The sequence below is a fragment of the Pseudomonas sp. KB_15 genome (assembly GCF_052114525.1).
In the GTDB taxonomy this organism is placed as follows: Bacteria; Pseudomonadota; Gammaproteobacteria; order Pseudomonadales; family Pseudomonadaceae; genus Aquipseudomonas.
The window spans coordinates 61,745-76,967 of the sequence record NZ_JBFREX010000007.1 but is presented as its reverse complement, the minus strand read 5'-3'; the positions used below and the strand labels follow the sequence as shown (position 1 = coordinate 76,967).

General features: G+C 57.7%; 14 protein-coding genes, 4 tRNA genes and 1 riboswitch. Of the genes, 13 read left to right on the top strand and 5 right to left on the bottom strand.

All coding sequences use genetic code 11. The features are described from left to right. Positions 1 to 27: 27 nt before the first annotated feature. Both AB4Z35_RS10470 and astE read left to right on the top strand, forming a co-directional pair. Positions 28 to 318 carry a hypothetical protein gene (locus AB4Z35_RS10470; RefSeq protein WP_007992779.1) on the top strand — a complete coding sequence of 97 codons (291 nt, stop codon included), beginning with the start codon at positions 28 to 30 and terminating at the stop codon, positions 316 to 318. 12 nt (positions 319 to 330) lie between these two features. Beyond that, positions 331 to 1,341: a succinylglutamate desuccinylase gene (gene astE / locus AB4Z35_RS10465; RefSeq protein ID WP_008004223.1), complete on the top strand. Its 1,011-nt coding sequence runs from the start codon at positions 331 to 333 to the stop codon at positions 1,339 to 1,341. Between the two features lie 133 nt (positions 1,342 to 1,474). Here the strand turns inward: astE and AB4Z35_RS10460 are convergent, their stop codons facing one another. Continuing rightward, entirely contained in the window at positions 1,475 to 1,984 is a 510-nt protein-coding gene (locus AB4Z35_RS10460) for a 6,7-dimethyl-8-ribityllumazine synthase (protein ID WP_442096923.1), read from the bottom strand. Positions 1,985 to 2,087: 103 nt separating this feature from the next. Then, a riboswitch (FMN riboswitch) is annotated at positions 2,088 to 2,258 on the bottom strand. A gap of 196 nt (positions 2,259 to 2,454) precedes the next feature. Here AB4Z35_RS10460 and ltaE point away from each other — a divergent pair. The 7 genes from ltaE to AB4Z35_RS10425 all read left to right on the top strand — a co-directional run bounded on the left by ltaE (position 2,455) and on the right by AB4Z35_RS10425 (position 8,423). Further along, positions 2,455 to 3,459 carry a low-specificity L-threonine aldolase gene (ltaE, locus tag AB4Z35_RS10455; protein WP_442096921.1) on the top strand — a complete coding sequence of 335 codons (1,005 nt, stop codon included), beginning with the start codon at positions 2,455 to 2,457 and terminating at the stop codon, positions 3,457 to 3,459. 146 nt (positions 3,460 to 3,605) lie between these two features. After that, positions 3,606 to 6,227 carry an alanine--tRNA ligase gene (gene alaS / locus AB4Z35_RS10450; protein WP_442096920.1) on the top strand — a complete coding sequence of 874 codons (2,622 nt, stop codon included), beginning with the start codon at positions 3,606 to 3,608 and terminating at the stop codon, positions 6,225 to 6,227. 91 nt (positions 6,228 to 6,318) lie between these two features. Next, positions 6,319 to 7,560, top strand: coding sequence for an aspartate kinase (locus AB4Z35_RS10445; protein ID WP_007971040.1), 1,242 nt, complete (start codon positions 6,319 to 6,321; stop codon positions 7,558 to 7,560). Positions 7,561 to 7,748: 188 nt separating this feature from the next. Beyond that, the gene (gene csrA, locus AB4Z35_RS10440; RefSeq protein WP_002554426.1) at positions 7,749 to 7,937 is read left to right on the top strand and encodes a carbon storage regulator CsrA; all 189 of its coding nucleotides are present in this window, start codon (positions 7,749 to 7,751) and stop codon (positions 7,935 to 7,937) included. Positions 7,938 to 7,999: 62 nt separating this feature from the next. Beyond that, a tRNA-Ser gene (locus AB4Z35_RS10435) sits at positions 8,000 to 8,090 on the top strand. Between the two features lie 107 nt (positions 8,091 to 8,197). Further along, positions 8,198 to 8,274 (top strand) — tRNA-Arg (locus AB4Z35_RS10430). 72 nt (positions 8,275 to 8,346) lie between these two features. Further along, positions 8,347 to 8,423: transfer RNA gene (locus AB4Z35_RS10425), tRNA-Arg, on the top strand. Positions 8,424 to 8,442: 19 nt separating this feature from the next. On the opposite strand, the gene AB4Z35_RS10420 is transcribed toward AB4Z35_RS10425, so the two are convergent. Further along, complete coding sequence (locus AB4Z35_RS10420; RefSeq protein ID WP_442096986.1) at positions 8,443 to 8,961, bottom strand: cell envelope protein SmpA; 519 nt, start codon at positions 8,959 to 8,961, stop codon at positions 8,443 to 8,445. Between the two features lie 321 nt (positions 8,962 to 9,282). Here AB4Z35_RS10420 and mgtE point away from each other — a divergent pair, with 321 nt between their 5' ends. Then, positions 9,283 to 10,725, top strand: a complete 1,443-nt coding sequence (gene mgtE / locus AB4Z35_RS10415) for a magnesium transporter (RefSeq protein WP_007971042.1) — start codon at positions 9,283 to 9,285, stop codon at positions 10,723 to 10,725. 283 nt (positions 10,726 to 11,008) lie between these two features. On the opposite strand, the gene AB4Z35_RS10410 is transcribed toward mgtE, so the two are convergent. The 3 genes from AB4Z35_RS10410 to AB4Z35_RS10400 all read right to left on the bottom strand — a co-directional run bounded on the left by AB4Z35_RS10410 (position 11,009) and on the right by AB4Z35_RS10400 (position 12,190). Further along, the gene (locus AB4Z35_RS10410; protein ID WP_003178899.1) at positions 11,009 to 11,335 is read right to left on the bottom strand and encodes an Arc family DNA-binding protein; all 327 of its coding nucleotides are present in this window, start codon (positions 11,333 to 11,335) and stop codon (positions 11,009 to 11,011) included. A 420-nt stretch (positions 11,336 to 11,755) separates the two neighbouring features. Beyond that, positions 11,756 to 11,935 (bottom strand): PA3371 family protein, encoded by a 180-nt coding sequence (locus tag AB4Z35_RS10405; protein ID WP_442096918.1) that lies wholly within the window; start codon positions 11,933 to 11,935, stop codon positions 11,756 to 11,758. 21 nt (positions 11,936 to 11,956) lie between these two features. After that, on the bottom strand, positions 11,957 to 12,190 hold the full coding sequence (locus AB4Z35_RS10400; RefSeq protein WP_442096917.1) for a hypothetical protein: 234 nt from the start codon (positions 12,188 to 12,190) through the stop codon (positions 11,957 to 11,959). Positions 12,191 to 12,480: 290 nt separating this feature from the next. On the opposite strand from AB4Z35_RS10400, the gene AB4Z35_RS10395 reads away from it, so the two are divergent. The 3 genes from AB4Z35_RS10395 (at position 12,481) to AB4Z35_RS10385 (ending at position 15,190) form a co-directional block, all read left to right on the top strand. Continuing rightward, positions 12,481 to 12,557, top strand: a tRNA-Arg gene (locus AB4Z35_RS10395). Between the two features lie 339 nt (positions 12,558 to 12,896). Continuing rightward, complete coding sequence (locus AB4Z35_RS10390; protein ID WP_442096915.1) at positions 12,897 to 14,501, top strand: response regulator; 1,605 nt, start codon at positions 12,897 to 12,899, stop codon at positions 14,499 to 14,501. After that, complete coding sequence (locus AB4Z35_RS10385; RefSeq protein ID WP_442096913.1) at positions 14,498 to 15,190, top strand: sensor histidine kinase; 693 nt, start codon at positions 14,498 to 14,500, stop codon at positions 15,188 to 15,190. The genes AB4Z35_RS10390 and AB4Z35_RS10385 overlap by 4 nt, the downstream gene beginning before the upstream one ends. The last annotated feature ends 33 nt before the right edge of the window (positions 15,191 to 15,223 follow it).

Below are 15,223 nucleotides of genomic sequence, written 5' to 3'. Positions count from 1 at the left end.
CTTCATCTCAAACGAGAGCGTAAAGATATGAGCGATACCCTGCAGCTGATCCTTGAAGACACCGACGGCACGCAACTGGAGACGTCCTGCACCCGCGTCGCGGTCATGTGGCAAGGCAAAGAGCTGTGGATCCAGCAGGATGGCCGCGGTCAGCTGCTGATCGGCGTGGACGTCGAAGAGGGCGACGCCGAATACGCCAACCTGCTGTTGCGCCCATTGGCGACTAATCTGGTAAGTCTGCAACTGGAGATGGAACCGGCTGACCTCACCGACGACGAGGAACACGTTCACGGCCCGGATTGCAACCACGACCACTAAGGAAACCGCTCTATGCTCGCCCTCGGCAAACTGCTTGAACTGACCCTCGCCGGCCGCGAACCGGCGGAGAAGACTCAACTGACTGTCGAAGGCGTGCGCATGCGCTGGTTGAGCGAAGGTGCGCTGGAAGTCCGGCCACCTGAAGCGCGTGACAACGGCCTGGACCTGCTGCTGTCGGCGGGGATCCATGGCAACGAAACAGCGCCGATCGAGCTGCTCGATCGCCTGTTGCATGACATTGCCCGCGGCGACCTGAAGCCGCGTGCACGTATTCTGTTCCTGTTCGGCAACCCCGAAGCGATTCGCAAAGGCGAGCGTTTTATCGAGCAGGACGTCAATCGACTGTTCAACGGTCGTCACGAACAAAGCAGCGGTTCCGAAGCCTTGCGTGCTTGTGAACTGGAACGGCTGGCGGCGAGTTTCTTCAGCCTGCCGGACCGCCAGCGCCTGCATTACGACCTGCACACGGCAATTCGTGGCTCGAAAATCGAGCAATTCGCCTTGTACCCGTGGAAGGAAGGCCGCCAGCATTCGCGCCTGGAACTGGCTCGCCTGCGTGCCGCCGGCATGGAAGCGGTGCTGCTGCAGAACAAGCCGTCCATCGTGTTCAGCGCCTACACCTACGACAAGCTCGGTGCCGAGGCCTTCACCCTGGAGCTTGGCAAGGCGCGGCCGTTCGGGCAGAACGCCGGGGTCAATGTCTCGCTGCTGGAGAGGAGCCTCAAGCAGATCATCGAAGGCACCGAGCCGGAACTGACTGGAGAAGCACTGGACGGTTTGCAGCTGTACAGCGTGGCACGGGAAATCATCAAGCACAGCGACAGCTTCCGCCTGAACCTGCCGGCGGACATCGAGAACTTCTCGGAGCTGGAAGTGGGTTACCTGCTGGCGGAAGACATCGCCAACACCCGCTGGATCATCGAGGAAGAGGGCGCCCGGATCATCTTCCCGAACCCCAAGGTGAAGAATGGTTTGCGTGCCGGCATCCTGATCGTGCCGACTACCGACGAAAACCTGGCCTGATCTCGGCCTCAAAATCTACAAAGAACCACTGTGGGAGCGAGCTTGCTCGCGATGGCGATCTATCAGTCGACAACTATGGTGACTGGTCCATTGCTATCGCGAGCAAGCTCGCTCCCACAGGTTATTGCGGTGTTTAGACCGCTACTGCGCGCGGTTCAGTACGACGCAGTGAGCGGATCTTCAGCAGCGTATCCGCACAGGTCTTCGCCGCTTCCTGGCCTTTATGCACGAAATGCTCGAAGAAGAACTTCTGGTGCTCTTCGCCGGCATGGAAGTGGTGCGGGGTCAGGGACACCGAGAACACCGGCACTTCGGTTTCCAGTTGAACCTGCATCAGGCCGCTGACCACCGACTGGGCGACGAACTCGTGACGGTAGATGCCGCCGTCCACCACCAGGGCTGCCGCGACGATGCCGGCATAACGACCGGTCTTGGCCAGCAGCTTGGCGTGCAGGGGCATTTCAAAGGCACCGCCGACTTCGAAGAAATCGATGTCGGATTCCTGATAACCCTGGGCAATCATTTCGGCGACAAAGCCTTTACGGCTTTGATCGACAATATCCTTGTGCCAGCAGGCCTGGATGAACGCAACGCGCTCGCCGTGATGGTGTTTGCTTTTGCTGTCGATTGCGGTGGGTTGCATGTTCTGACTCCTGTTTGTGTGAAAAACAGGGCGTTATGAATCGAAGGGGATTTTAGGGTACGCACGCTCGCACGAATGCCGGCGGACGGCCCTTTGGTGCCAATCCCGTTCTCTCTTCATCCGGACTATGACCGTCGGCCCCGGGATCACACCGGGTCTGCTGACCTTGCCGCCAGGCACCGCCGAAGCCGTGCTGTCACCAAGCGCTCGCGGGCTATGCGCATTGCGCGCAATTACCGCCGGTGGGGAGTTGCACCCCGCCCTGAGAACGTTTTTGCCGCCGGAATGTTTGGCGGCGCAGCGTTTTTATCACATATTTCCAGTATGCGCATGGCCCCTTTTGGATGATTGTCATCGACTTTTCCGTTGGTTTAATCGGCCTTTTCCTGCGCAAGGGTTGATTAATCGTCGCCATGYCCGCAGTAATTCCTTCATGAAAGGGATTTCCCCTGCTAACCGAGGCCAGATTCATGAGTGTTATCGATCTTCGCAGCGACACCGTCACCCAACCCTCCGCCGGCATGCTCGACGCGATGGCCAAGGCCGCCACCGGTGATGACGTGTATGGCGAAGACCCGACGGTCAATCATCTGGAGGCTGAGCTGGCCAAGCGCCTGGGTTTCGCCGCGGCGCTGTTCGTGCCGACGGGCACCATGAGCAACCTGTTGGGTTTGATGGCCCACTGCGAACGTGGTGACGAGTACATCGTTGGCCAGCAGGCTCACACTTATAAGTACGAAGGTGGCGGCGCAGCGGTGCTCGGTTCGATCCAGCCGCAGCCGCTGGAAGTACAGGCCGATGGTTCGCTGGATCTGGCGCAGGTCGCTACTGCCATCAAACCGGATGACTTCCATTTCGCCCGCACCCGCTTGCTGGCGCTGGAAAACACCATGCAAGGTAAAGTCCTGCCGCTGGAATACCTGGCCCGGGCACGCAGTTTTACCCGCGAACATGGCTTGCAGCTGCACCTGGACGGCGCACGTCTGTACAACGCGGCAGTGAAACTGGGTGTGGATGCCCGGGAAATCACCCAACATTTCGATTCTGTCTCGGTGTGCCTGTCCAAAGGGCTGGGCGCACCGGTCGGTTCGGTGCTGTGCGGCTCGGCCGAGCTGATCGGCAAGGCCCGGCGCCTGCGCAAGATGGTCGGCGGTGGCATGCGTCAGGCCGGGATTCTCGCGGCGGCAGGCCTGTATGCACTGGATCACAACGTAGAGCGCCTGGCCGATGACCATGCCAATGCACAATTACTGGCCGAAGGCCTGCGTGCGGCGGGCTTCGAGGTCGAGCCGGTACAGACCAACATGGTTTACGTGCAGATGGGCGACAAGGCTGAGGCCATCAAGGCCTTTGCCGCCGAGCGCGGGATCAAGCTCAGTGCCGCCGCGCGTCTGCGCATGGTCACGCACATGGACGTCAGCCGGGCGCAAATCGAGCAAGTCGTCGCGACATTCGTCGACTTTTCTGGCAAGTGACGGCGTTAACCGTCTAAATGAGTGTTTGCAACGTACAAACACACTGTACCTAGTCACTAACGCCGATATAATGCGGCCCTTTGCCGTCGCTTCGTCTGTTGACGTTTCGAACAGGCCTTTGGCCGCAGTCTCCGTGGAAGAACCTAATGAAAAGCGCAGAAATCCGTGAAGCCTTCCTTCGCTTCTTCGAAGAGCAAGGCCACACCCGTGTAGCCTCCAGCTCTTTGATTCCGGGCAACGACCCAACCCTGCTGTTCACCAACGCGGGGATGAACCAGTTCAAGGACTGCTTCCTGGGCCAGGAAAAGCGCGCGTACACCCGCGCGGTCAGCAGCCAGAAATGCGTGCGCGCCGGCGGCAAGCACAACGACCTGGAAAACGTCGGTTATACCGCCCGTCACCACACCTTCTTCGAAATGCTGGGTAACTTCAGCTTCGGCGATTATTTCAAGCGTGATGCCATCAGCTACGCCTGGAACTTCCTGACTTCCGACAAATGGCTGAACCTGCCGAAGGAAAAGCTCTGGGTCACCGTTTACGCCAGCGATGACGAGGCGTACGACATCTGGACCAAGGAAATCGGGGTTCCGGCCGAGCGTATGGTGCGCATCGGCGACAACAAGGGCGCACCTTACGCCTCCGACAACTTCTGGACCATGGGCGATACCGGCCCGTGCGGTCCTTGCACCGAGATCTTCTATGATCACGGCGCCGACATCTGGGGTGGCCCACCGGGCTCGCCGGAAGAAGACGGCGACCGTTACATCGAAATCTGGAACAACGTGTTCATGCAGTTCAACCGCACCGCCGATGGCGTGTTGCATCCGCTGCCAGCGCCGTCGGTCGATACTGGCATGGGCCTGGAGCGGATCAGTGCCGTGTTGCAGCACGTTCACTCGAACTATGAAATCGACCTGTTCCAGAGCCTGCTGAAAGCTTCGGCCAAGGCCATCGGTTGCACCAACGATGCCCAGGCTTCGCTGAAAGTGGTGGCCGACCACATCCGTTCCTGCGGTTTCCTGATCGCCGACGGCGTGCTGCCGTCCAACGAAGGCCGCGGCTACGTGCTGCGCCGGATCATCCGTCGCGCCTGCCGTCACGGCAACAAGCTGGGCGCCAAGGGCAGCTTCTTCTACCAGATCGTTGCGGCTCTGGTTGCCGAGATGGGCGAAGCCTTCCCTGAGCTGAAATCCCAGCAGGCGCACATCGAGCGCGTGCTGAAAGCCGAAGAAGAACAGTTCGCCAAGACCCTGGAGCAGGGCCTGAAGATCCTCGAGCAGGATCTGGCTGAACTGAAAGGCGACGTAGTGCCGGGCGACGTGGTGTTCAAGCTCTACGATACCTACGGCTTCCCGATGGACCTGACCGGCGACATCGCTCGCGAGCGCAGCCTGACCATCGATGAAGAAGGTTTCGAGCGTGAGATGGAAGCCCAGCGCGTCCGTGCCCGTTCCGCCAGTTCCTTCGGCATGGACTACAACAGCCTGGTCAAGGTCGATGTGGACACCGAATTCACCGGTTACACCGCTCACAGCGGTTCCGCCAAGATCGTTGCGCTCTATAAAGACGGGCAATCGGTTGACGTACTGAGCGAAGGCGAAGAGGGCGTGATCGTCCTCGATAAGACGCCGTTCTATGCGGAGTCCGGTGGCCAGATTGGTGATTGCGGTTTCCTCCAGGCTGGCGCTGCACGTTTTGACGTGCGCGACACCACCAAGACCGGTGGTGCGTTCCTGCACCACGGCGTGCTGGATTCGGGCAGCCTGATCGTAGGTACTCCGGTGGAGACTCATGTCGACGCCGAAGTGCGTCACGCGACTTCGCTGAATCACTCGGCGACTCACTTGCTGCACGCTGCATTGCGCCAGGTACTGGGCGACCACGTTCAGCAGAAAGGTTCGTTGGTCGACAGTCAGCGCCTGCGCTTCGACTTCAGCCACTTTGAAGCGATCAAACCTGAGCAACTCAAAGCGCTGGAAGACATCGTCAACGCCGAGATTCGCAAGAACTCCGAAGTTGAAACCGAAGAAACCGATATCGAAACCGCCAAGCAAAAAGGCGCGATGGCGCTGTTCGGCGAGAAATACGGCGACAACGTGCGCGTACTGAGCATGGGCGATTTCTCCGTCGAGCTGTGCGGCGGTATCCACGCCAACCGTACCGGCGACATCGGCCTGCTGAAAATCATCAGTGAAGGCGGTGTTGCATCGGGTGTGCGTCGTATTGAAGCCGTCACCGGTGCGCAAGCGTTGGCCTACTTGAATGCGGCCGAAGAACAACTCAAGGAAGCGGCCAGCCTGGTCAAGGGCAGCCGCGACAACCTGATCGACAAGCTGTCGGCTGTGCTGGAGCGCAACCGTCTGCTGGAGAAGCAACTCGAGCAGTTGCAAGCCAAGGCTGCCAGTGCCGCAGGCGACGATCTGTCGGCCCAGGCGCTGGACGTCAAGGGCGTGAAAGTGCTGGCCGTGCGTCTGGACGGTCAGGATGGCAAGGCGCTGCTGGCGCTGGTCGATCAACTGAAAAACAAACTCGGCCGCGCAGTGATCCTGCTCGGCAGTGTCCATGAGGAAAAGGTCGTTCTGGTTGCAGGCGTAACCAAAGACCTGACTGGCCAACTCAAAGCCGGTGATTTGATGAAGCAAGCCGCTGCGGCAGTGGGCGGGAAGGGCGGTGGTCGTCCAGACATGGCGCAAGGCGGCGGTACCGACGCTGGCGCACTGGATGCGGCACTGGCGCTGACCGTTCCGTTTGTAGAGCAGGGTCTATAAGGCAGTACTTGCGGCTCGTAGTCTAGTGGCGGGCCGCAACGCTGTTTGAGTGATTATTTGGGCGCCCTTCATGGGCAGAGGCGGCTTTGAAATGGCTTTGATCGTACAGAAATTTGGAGGCACCTCGGTCGGCACTGTCGAGAGAATCGAGCAGGTCGCCGACAAGGTTAAGAAATTCCGCGATGCCGGCGATGACCTGGTGGTTGTGCTGTCTGCAATGAGCGGCGAAACCAACCGTCTGATCGATCTGGCCAAGCAAATCAGTGGCGACGGTCAACCGGTTCCGCGCGAGCTGGACGTGATCGTCTCCACCGGTGAGCAGGTGACGATTGCCCTGTTGGCCATGGCGCTGATCAAGCGTGGCGTGCCGGCGGTGTCGTACACCGGCAACCAGGTGCGGATTCTGACGGATAGCGCGCACAATAAAGCGCGTATCTTGCAGATTGATGACCAGAAGATTCGCGGTGACCTGAAGGCAGGTCGTGTGGTGGTTGTCGCCGGTTTCCAGGGCGTCGACGAGCACGGCAACATCACCACCCTCGGTCGTGGCGGTTCCGACACCACCGGCGTGGCGCTGGCGGCAGCCCTGAAGGCTGACGAATGCCAGATCTACACCGACGTCGACGGCGTCTACACCACCGACCCGCGTGTGGTGTCCGTGGCTCAGCGCCTGGACAAGATCACCTTCGAAGAGATGCTGGAAATGGCCAGCCTCGGTTCCAAGGTGCTGCAGATCCGCGCGGTCGAGTTCGCCGGCAAGTACAACGTTCCGCTGCGCGTACTGCACAGCTTCAAGGAGGGTCCGGGCACCCTCATTACTATTGATGAAGAGGAAACCATGGAACAGCCGATCATTTCCGGTATCGCTTTCAACCGCGATGAAGCCAAGCTGACCATCCGTGGCGTGCCAGACATCCCGGGCGTTGCATTCAAGATTCTCGGCCCGATCAGTGCTGCGAACATCGAAGTCGACATGATCGTGCAGAACGTCGCGCACGATAACACCACCGACTTCACCTTCACCGTGCACCGCAACGACTACCAGGCGGCGCAAGCCGTGCTGGAAAAAACCGCTGGCGAGCTGGGTGCCCGTGAAGTCGTGGGCGACACCAAGATCGCCAAGGTGTCGATCGTTGGCGTTGGCATGCGTTCTCACGCAGGTGTGGCCAGCCGCATGTTCGAATCCCTGGCCAAGGAAAGCATCAACATCCAGATGATCTCGACTTCGGAAATCAAAGTCTCCGTAGTGATCGAAGAGAAGTACCTGGAACTGGCTGTGCGCGCTCTGCACACGGCTTTCGAACTGGACGCACCGGCCCGCCAGGGCGAGTGATGCGTTTGCCAAAAGGCGCGGTCTGACCGCGCCTTTTGTTTTTTTGAATGGCGGGGCTCCCGAGACTGTTCTTTTGCTCGCGCTAGTCAATACTCAGGCATGTAGGGCTGCGACCGCTCCGGTTGTGGGTCGAGTGCCTTTTTTTTGCAGACTGTTGTCCCTGAAATGAAATGCGTGAGGAGAAAGGTATGCTGATTCTGACTCGTCGGTGCGCAGAAAGCCTGATTATCGGTGATGGCGAAATCACCGTGACCGTGCTCGGCGTCAAAGGAAATCAAGTGCGCATCGGTGTTAATGCTCCCAAAGAGGTGGCTGTTCACCGGGAAGAAATTTACCTGCGTATCAAGAAAGAGAAGGACGAAGAACCAAGCCATTAATTTTTATCGTTTTTTATGTTTGCAAACGGGGAAGAAGCTGGTTAATATACGCCCCGTGTTGCGGAGAGCTGGCCGAGTGGCCGAAGGCGCTCCCCTGCTAAGGGAGTACACCTCAAAAGGGTGTCGGGGGTTCGAATCCCCCGTTCTCCGCCATTATTTGCGTAGTACGTTGTAATCTGGCTTTTTCGGTAAGTTGTTGAAATTACTAGAAAAAGTGTTTGACATAGAGATTAGACGGCCTATAATGCGCGGCAACAAATGCACTCGTAGCTCAGCTGGATAGAGTACTCGGCTACGAACCGAGCGGTCACAGGTTCGAATCCTGTCGAGTGCACCATTTAAGAGTTAGTTACAGCAATGTAAGTGACTTGGCTTCAACCAGTTGTGGTCTGGTCTAAAAACACAAAATGCACTCGTAGCTCAGCTGGATAGAGTACTCGGCTACGAACCGAGCGGTCACAGGTTCGAATCCTGTCGAGTGCACCATACAACAGAAAGCCCGCATTTAATGCGGGCTTTTTGCCGTCCGGGATTTGGCTTTTCCTTTCGTGCATCCCCTCTCGTCGAACTCCACCTGTGCGCTGCGACCTCGCTGGGCGTCGTAACGGTAGCTTGTCGCCGAATTGCGAATACTGATCTTGTCTGGCTTGCCGAGGGCGCTTTCGACGTCTTGCTGGCTCATGCCGGCGACCACTCGCTGATTGATGATCGCCTCTCGGCGCTCCCTGGCGCTGATCAGGTTTCCACACTTGTCCTGCGTCTGACCAACTACGGTCGGCTCTCTCCTTTTGATTTTCATGCCTGATGTTTCACTGGGTCCGGCTTCCGGCATAAGCGCCATCGTGCTGCCAGGTGTAAAGGTACGGACATCCTGAAGTGAAACGTTTTCTCCTGCGGCACAGCTCAGCGTGGTGAAGGTAATGCGCCCATTGGCCGCCTCGCAGCGGTGAACGGTGGTGGCGAGCGCCAGGGGCAGGGGGCTGAGCAGGCTGAACAGTAAAAGGAGTGGTGGAATGGATGGCATCAGGCGTCCTCCATGACGTTGCTTTTCAAGGGTAGCGGCTACAATTTTCGAAGGGGGGTGTGTTTTCTTTTCAGAATGCGTCGTCGCATTTTCATGGATCAGGACGATGCTCAAGTTTGTTGTGCAAGCGCTTGTTTCAGCCAAGATTTTTTAACGTTTAAAACCGTCAGGCGGTGTATCATTGCGCCCGTCAGCCCCGCCGGGGCTTGTGGAATATCTCCATGGACTTACCCAGTAGTTACTCAGTACCCCGTTTTACCAATCATGAATTGACTGATTGATCCTTCCGGCGTGCCCCGCTGCTGGGAGTGGAGTTCGCCTATGTCCGAAGTTGAAGTAAAGAAAACGCAGGAAAGCTTGCAGGATCGCCTGGCTCAGGTGGTTGAATTGCTGCAGCGCCAGCGAGTAGTAGAAGACCTGACTCACCGCCAGGAAGGCCCGCATCATGACCGGGTCGAGAACCTGGTCCACCGGCAGAACCTTGTCGAGTTGCAACGCAAGCTCGATGACCTGCACTCCGCCGACGTCGCCTACATCCTTGAAGCCTTGCCGCTGGACGATCGTCTGACGCTCTGGCAACTGGTCAAGGCCGATCGCGACGGCGACATCCTCCTTGAAGTATCCGATTCGGTCCGTGAATCGCTGATCGCCGACATGGACGATCACGAGCTCCTGGCAGCGGCCAAGGACATGGATGCCGACGAACTCGCTGACCTGGCCTCCGAGCTGCCGCGAGACGTCGTCCATGAGCTCATGGAGACCCTCGATCAGCAACAACGCGAGCGCGTGCGTTCGGCACTGTCCTACGATGAGGAACAGGTCGGTGCGTTGATGGACTTCGAGATGGTGACCATCCGCGAGGATGTCAGCCTTGAAGTGGTCTTGCGTTATCTGCGCCGTCTCAAGGAGTTGCCGGGCCATACCGACAAACTGTTCGTGGTCGATTACGACGGCGTCCTCAAGGGCGTGTTGCCGATCAAGCGTTTGCTGGTCAACGATCCGGACAAACAGGTTTCCGAGGTGATGGCCAGCGATCCGGTGAGTTTTCACCCGGACGAAGACGCCTACGATGCCGCCCAGGCGTTCGAACGTTACGACTTGATCTCCGCGCCCGTGGTCGACAAGAACGGCAAGCTGATCGGCCGTCTGACCATCGATGAAATGGTCGACCTGATCCGTGAAGAGAGCGAAAGCGAAGTTCTCAACATGGCGGGTCTGCGTGAAGAAGAAGATATTTTTGCGTCGGTCTGGAAATCCCTGCGTAACCGTTGGGCCTGGTTGGCGATCAACCTGATTACCGCGTTCGTGGCTTCCCGGGTCATCGGTTTGTTTGAAGGTTCGATCGAGAAGCTTGTGGCGCTTGCGGCTTTGATGCCGATCGTGGCGGGGATCGGTGGTAACTCGGGCAACCAGACCATCACCATGATTGTTCGGGCCATGGCGCTGGACCAGGTGAGCACCGGCAATACCTCGCGCCTGATGCGCAAAGAGTTGGCGGTAGCGCTGATCAACGGCGTGATCTGGGGCGGGGTGATCGGTGTGGTTGCCTATCTGCTGTATGGCAGTTGGTCTCTTGGCGTGGTGATGACCGCCGCGATGACGCTCAACCTGTTGCTGGCGGCATTGATGGGGGTCTTGATTCCGATGACCCTGGCGAAGATGGGGCGCGATCCTGCGATGGGTGCCAGTGTGATGATTACTGCCATGACCGACAGTGGCGGCTTTTTCATCTTCCTTGGGTTGGCGACAATCTTCCTGCTCTGATGTCCTGCTCACTGAAACCCGCCTTTTGGCGGGTTTTTTGTGCCCGGATTTCAGGCAAAAAAAGGTTGTTCAGGCAATCCCGGGAAACTGTAGGAGCCAGCCTGCTGGCGACGGACTCAAGTGCGCCACGTTCATCTAGTTCATACGCGTTATCGTTAACGACCATCGCTGGCAAGCCAGCTCCCACAGAGACCGCGTCTGTAGGAGCCGTGCCCATGCTTAAACCAATGAAATAATCAAAAAAAAAGCCAGCGATCAGGCTGGCTCGAGCTTTCTGGCTGAATCAGGACGCGTCGGCGGCCATTTCAGCGTCATGAGCGATCAGCGAAACCAGGGCGTTCTGCTGTCGATGGGAAAGTTGGCGGAAGCGTTGCAGCAGCTCCCGTTCGTGCAAGGAAAGCTCCGGGCTGTCCAAGCGCATGCTCAACTCTTCTCCCAGTGCGCCTTCCTGAATGAGACTCTGCTCAAGGCGCGCAATGATTTCGGAGTTCATGCTGCGATGATGATTGCGAGCCACCTCGGCAATGCGTTCACGCATTCCGTCTGGCAGACGTACGACGAACTTGTCAGCCGTACGGCTGGAATAAATTGCCTGTTTCAATGGGCGCATATATTTAACCGGTTAGTTCAGGGGAGCGGTTTTCGGGATTGGCCGCAGGATGTCTGGTAGGACAAGCGCTCTGACCAAATGTTCAACCTGAATTGATAGAGGCGCGCATCATGCCTCAAGCAAGCCAGATCCTTGGCGTCAATTCTGTGACAAATATTGAACTGTATAAAGGCTTTCTGCCAGCACCAATTATCAGAAATGCAGACTGGTTTGAAAAGTTCGACCGGGCCGTATCGCTTGGTGCTTTCTCCGCCCGGCGAAAGGTTTCTGATGGGCAGCAAATGCGGACTCGATCCCTCTCTCCTTGCCCTTACAGAATAGTGGCAAATGGCCGATTTACTAGGGGAAGTCGTATTGAGGGGCTGAATTCAGGATGGATGGCGAATGGCAGGCCCTTGCACTGAATCTGCCAAGCCAGGATTAACGCAGTACCGGATCGAACTTGATCTTGCGTCCGGCTATCAATGCGAGCACGAACAGCGCGGTGAATAAACCGCAGGCGATCAGGGGAAGGGTGACGACCAGGTGCTGGGTCAATGACAGATGAAGAATGCCGCTCAACAAGGCGAGGATGAAGAAACTCGCGGCTGATCTGGACATGCGGTGCTCCTGGTGGGGGATTCAAAATACCAAACGTTCGGATGAAGGCGCCTGTAGCAGGATGTTTTCCTGGCTCACTTGCTGACTGGCCAATCCGTGCCGATCACTCGATTGCGCCATTTGCGGTGTCTTCTGCAACTGAAGGTAATGCGGCATATGTTGGGCAACCTGCGTAGCGCTGCTCTCGGGAACAAAATGAAATGCCAGTAAAACTGCCAGTGCGATCGCATTCGAGAGTAAAAGGGTGCATTTCATGGCGCGGACCTCGGTTGTTCTGTGAGAACAGTAGAAGCAGCTCGCATGCCAGAGTCTATCGGCAATTAAATTCTTTAAAAACAATGAATTAAGTTATTTTTGGTAAAGCTTCATATTGCATTTTGCAATGATGGCTTTTTGCATTGATGCAATTTGCACGGTAAACAAGTCCGCGCCCGACAGAGGCATCTGCCTACACTTAAAAAAACCATGGACGACATGACAAAAGCAGGCTCGGCCGTTAACATGCACGCCGTCCATCGCGCCGCGTTTCTTGGCGGCCGACTTGTGTCTCAGTAGCTCAATTGGATAGAGCATCCCCCTCCTAAGGGGAAGGTTGGCAGTTCGAACCTGCCCTGGGACACCATCATTCATCAGCGTTTTGCTGTCCAAAAAGCCCCGCCGGAAAATTGATTCCGGCGGGGCTTTTTTGTGCGCTGCGTCTCGTTTTCAGTAACACCTTCACCTATTCAGAGGGAGCGTTGGGGCAGGTTCTCAAGGGAATGCCATGGCTGGCCGATAACCCGGACAGTTACGAGCTTCTTCGTCTCTGGCGGTCAGTGCGTGTGCTGATTGGCGATGAGAAACTGTTTGATGGCTAATGGCTACCAGCTATCATCTGCGCGCCAAATCAAGGGCTGCGAAGCTGAGTCCGTCTGTGTATTTGCCTTTGGGTTCTTCTTCTTAAATTGCCTGGAAATCTTCGATGCTGTCGTATCACCAAAAGCGTTTTCTGATCGTCGATGATTTTTCGGACTTCCGCAGTTCGGTTCGGTCGATGCTGCGTGAACTGGGCGTCAAGGAAGTGGACACTGCCGATACCGGCGAACAGGCGCTGAAAATGTGTTCGCAGAAGCAGTACGACTTCATCCTGCAGGACTTTCATCTGGGCGACGGCAAGAAGAATGGCCAGCAGGTGCTCGAAGACCTGATGGAAGAAAAGCTGATCAGCCATGAAGCGGTATTCGTCATGGTCACCGCCGAAACCAGCCAGGCCATGGTGCTCAGTGCGCTGGAGCATGAGCCCGATGCCTATCTGACCAAGCCGTTCAACCGTTCCAGCCTGGCCCAGCGCCTGGAGCGCCTGGAGCAGCGCAAGACCCTGCTCAAGCCGATCCTGCAGGCCCTCGATCGCGGCAAGCCGATGGAGGTGCTCAACGCCTGCATCGCCCTGTGCAAGCAAGACATCCGCTATTCGCCACTGTGCCTGCGCTATCGCGCCGATGCCCTGCGCGACCTCAATCAGAACGAAGCGCTGGAGCGGCTGTACGACGGCATCATCGCCGACCGTCCATTGCCATGGGCGTTTGCCGGGTTGGGCAAGTTGCTGTTCAAGCGCGGCCAGATCGGGCAGGCCAAAGGCATTTACGAAAAAGCCCTGAAGGTTTTCCCGATGATGCCGTCGCTGTATGACGGCATGGCCGACGTACTGGTCGCCGAAGGGGACACCAAGGGTGCACAGCGCGTTCTCGAAGAAGCGATTCGCCTGTCGCCGCTGGCGGTGCGCCGGCAAGCGTTGCTAGGCAAGCTGGCAATGACCAACGAGGACTTCGATACCGCTTCCAAAGCCTATCGTCAGGCTGTAGCCCAAGGCGCGCAGTCACGTTTCAAGGATCCTGAAAGTAACCTCGGCCTGGCTCACGCCTTGATCAGCAAGGGCAGCGCCAGAGGGCTGGATACCCGCACCCGACTGGAAATCAATACCACGCTGAGCGCAGTGGCCAAGGACAACCCTGGCGACCCTGGCCTGCAAATTCGTGCGCGCTTGATGAAGGCCACCAGTCTGCTGATCAACGATGCGGAAACGGCTGACAAGCTCACAGAGCAAGCCTTGTTGCGCCTCGATGGCATGGAGCAATTCATGAGCGCCGAAGCGGCATTGCTGGTGGCCAAGCAACTGAAAATGCTCGGGCAGACCGAGGCCGGCACCGCGATGCTGAAAAACTGCGTGGAAATCTACGGCGACGATCCGACGGTCATGAAGGACATCGCCAAGCAGACCGACGACCCGACCATCCTCAATTCCGGCAACGCCGCCGCGGAACTCAACCGTCAGGGCGTACGCGTGTACAAGACCGGCAACCTGGTGGAGGCCCGGCAGGTATTCCGCAAAGCCCTGGCGATGCAACCGAAGAACATCAGTATCGCCCTGAACATGGCGCAGTCGTTGTTGCATGGCACTGATACCGGCGTTCCTTCGGCGGAGCTGGAAGAATGCCGGGTCTGCCTGAAAATGGTCGGCCTGATGCCCGATACCGACGCGCGTTATCCGCGTTACCAGAAGTTGAAAAGCAAGGCGTTTGGCCAATGAACGACAACGAACAGGCACTGGATTTCTCCACGGTGATCGCCTCTACCGTGCACGACATGAAGAACTCGCTGGCCATGCTGATGCAGGCCCACAGTCAGTGGCTGGCGCGATTGCCGGAGTCGGCGCAGCAGACGCCGGAGCAGGGCGTGATCGACTTCGAGTTCGCCCACCTCAACGGCATGCTGGTGCAGTTGTTGGGGCTGTACAAGCTCGGCGTCAACCAGATGCCGTTGCAGCCGGCCTACCATGAACTGGACGACTTCATCGAGGCGCAACTGGCTTGCCATCAGGAAGTGTTCGCCAGCCGCGGCATCATGGCCACCTATGAAGTGGATCCGCTGAGCCCTTTGGGTTTCTTCGATCGTGAGTTGATCGCGTCGGTATTGGCCAACTGCATCAACAACGCCATTCGCTTTGCACGGCATGCGGTTTTGATCAGTGTCAGCGACGAAGCCGGGCAACTGGTGTTGACCATCAATGACGATGGCGAAGGCTATCCGGCGCAGATGATCGAGCGTCAGGCCGATTACGTGCAGGGCATCAATCAGAGCACCGGCAGCACCGGGCTGGGCCTTTATTTTGCCGGGCGAATTGCCGCGCTGCATCAACGCAACGGTGTGGGCGGACGCACCGAAATCAGCAATGGCGGTCCGTTGGGCGGTGGGGTGTTCCGCCTTTACCTGCCCTGACAGGTAGCATATTTATCGACGCTGCTTGAAATT

Bases quoted from the DNA above. Each gene is read 5' to 3' on its own strand.
- AB4Z35_RS10390 (WP_442096915.1), top strand. From the start codon at position 12,897: ATGCTGTCGTATCACCAAAAGCGTTTTCTGATCGTCGATGATTTTTCG.
- astE (WP_008004223.1), top strand. From the start codon at position 331: ATGCTCGCCCTCGGCAAACTGCTTGAACTGACCCTCGCCGGCCGCGAA.
- AB4Z35_RS10470 (WP_007992779.1), top strand. From the start codon at position 28: ATGAGCGATACCCTGCAGCTGATCCTTGAAGACACCGACGGCACGCAA.
- ltaE (WP_442096921.1), top strand. From the start codon at position 2,455: ATGAGTGTTATCGATCTTCGCAGCGACACCGTCACCCAACCCTCCGCC.
- alaS (WP_442096920.1), top strand. From the start codon at position 3,606: ATGAAAAGCGCAGAAATCCGTGAAGCCTTCCTTCGCTTCTTCGAAGAG.
- AB4Z35_RS10410 (WP_003178899.1), bottom strand. From the start codon at position 11,335: ATGCGCCCATTGAAACAGGCAATTTATTCCAGCCGTACGGCTGACAAG.
- AB4Z35_RS10420 (WP_442096986.1), bottom strand. From the start codon at position 8,961: ATGCCATCCATTCCACCACTCCTTTTACTGTTCAGCCTGCTCAGCCCC.
- AB4Z35_RS10460 (WP_442096923.1), bottom strand. From the start codon at position 1,984: ATGCAACCCACCGCAATCGACAGCAAAAGCAAACACCATCACGGCGAG.
- AB4Z35_RS10445 (WP_007971040.1), top strand. From the start codon at position 6,319: ATGGCTTTGATCGTACAGAAATTTGGAGGCACCTCGGTCGGCACTGTC.
- AB4Z35_RS10400 (WP_442096917.1), bottom strand. From the start codon at position 12,190: ATGAAATGCACCCTTTTACTCTCGAATGCGATCGCACTGGCAGTTTTA.
- AB4Z35_RS10405 (WP_442096918.1), bottom strand. From the start codon at position 11,935: ATGTCCAGATCAGCCGCGAGTTTCTTCATCCTCGCCTTGTTGAGCGGC.
- csrA (WP_002554426.1), top strand. From the start codon at position 7,749: ATGCTGATTCTGACTCGTCGGTGCGCAGAAAGCCTGATTATCGGTGAT.
- mgtE (WP_007971042.1), top strand. From the start codon at position 9,283: ATGTCCGAAGTTGAAGTAAAGAAAACGCAGGAAAGCTTGCAGGATCGC.
- AB4Z35_RS10385 (WP_442096913.1), top strand. From the start codon at position 14,498: ATGAACGACAACGAACAGGCACTGGATTTCTCCACGGTGATCGCCTCT.